Source organism: Mesorhizobium sp. M7A.F.Ca.CA.004.04.2.1, assembly GCF_004022825.1.
GTDB lineage: Bacteria > Pseudomonadota > Alphaproteobacteria > Rhizobiales > Rhizobiaceae > Mesorhizobium.
Genome location: NZ_RZPH01001237.1, coordinates 1 through 1,537 on the forward strand (window position 1 = coordinate 1; position 1,537 = coordinate 1,537).

Sequence of the window (1,537 nt, forward strand, 5' to 3'; positions counted from 1 at the left end):
TCCAGGTGGTCGGATCCATAGCTCTCCTCGACAAGCTGGTATTCCTTATCGAGTTTGGTTGATTCGTTTTCCATCAATGCGATCTGCGCATCGCTCAGTCCGGCTAGCTTTTTCGGCTGCGACGTATCGGCAAGCTGGGAGGGCGGGGTCGCGCCGACCAGGGATTTTGCGTAGTTGATCGAGAACTTGTTCATGGCGATCATCAGTTGCGCCGCCTCGATCTGGCGCACGGCTGCCAGCTTTCGCAGTTCGATGAACGTGTTGGTCGGAACGAAGCGGTCCTTGAGCATGTCGATCGCTTCCGGGCATATCCCTTTCAGCAGATGTTTTTTAAGCCTGATTTGGCCGATGTTGACATTGAGGGTTCTCGCGATGGTCTCTTCCGGGACGCCGCTGTCGATGGCCTTCAGGATCATGAAGTGTTCCTGGATCGTCGCCAGCCGGCTTACCCGTTTGTTGTAGGTGAATGCCTCGTCATCGTTGGCGACCAAACAATCAACCTCAGTGTCGCCCATCTCCCGCAATATCTCGATGCGCATGTGGCCGTCGACCAAGAGGTACTTTCCCGGCGTGTCCTTGTCCTTTGCAACCACGGGCAATTCCACAAGCCCGATCTCGCGAACGGACGACCTGACCTGTTGATATTTCGGAGTTTCCCTGGCGCTTTCGGTGAACAGGTGAAGCGGCTGGATGTCTTCAAGACGAAGGCAAATAGTAGCGCGCTCAAAAGCGAATTTTATGTCTGGAACGGTAGGACGCTTTGCGGTCATGCGGGCTCAACTCTGCTGATCCGGGCCGCCAGGTTTCGTGGGAGGGTGTTCAGTCCTTCCGCCGCAAGAAGATCCTGGAATGCCTCTTCTGCCATGAGTTGCCGCAAGGCGTGGGTGACAAACAGCAGGCGGTTTCGCGTTGCATCCGCTTTGCGGACCAGAATGCGTTTCCTGTCCGTGTCCGCTTTGAACGCCTTGATCAACGCTGATGCTGAAGGATTCTTCCTGCGATCTGGCAGGAACGTTCCCAGGCCTTTCCCCCGCCTGCGGCGGTTCTCAATCAGGCGTCGCGCTATCACAAGCTTATGACCGCGCAGTTGGTTCTCTTGATAGGCAAGCTGAAGAACGGCCTGAATCCCTGGCTCGTCGGCGGTGGAAATATCGACTGCTACCGACAGCGGGATCTGGCCGGAGTCGACCGCCCGCAGAAGGCGCTGTTCGCCTTGCGACAGGAGGCGTGCAACCCCTCTGACATATTCGGTCGAAAGACCGATCTTTGCTGCAATGTCGACGTCGGAATAGCCGCTTTCTTTCAGCCGACCGATGTCGCGAAGCAGGTCATAAGCGGTATGATACCGGCGAGCACAATTTTCCACCAAGCCTTTGACCAGCGCCTCGGCCTTGGTTGCCTCTATCACAAACGCGGGAATCTCGGTCTGGCCAAGCAACCTGAAGGCCTCGATCCGCCCCTGGCCGCACACCAGGTCGTGCGTGAAAGCGCTTTCGTCGACATTCCTCGTGGTCACCGTGATGGGACGCTTCAGGCC

General features: G+C 57.0%; 2 protein-coding genes. Both read right to left on the reverse strand.

Features of this window, described 5'->3' with window-relative positions; genetic code table 11:
• The coding region (locus tag EN893_RS33375; protein ID WP_128362149.1) for a plasmid partitioning protein RepB C-terminal domain-containing protein at positions 1–770 on the reverse strand (770 nt) is incomplete at its 3' end.
• Positions 767–1,537 (reverse strand): plasmid partitioning protein RepB C-terminal domain-containing protein (locus EN893_RS33380; protein ID WP_206640229.1); only part of this gene is annotated, 771 nt, incomplete at its 5' end. The genes EN893_RS33375 and EN893_RS33380, both read right to left, overlap by 4 nt.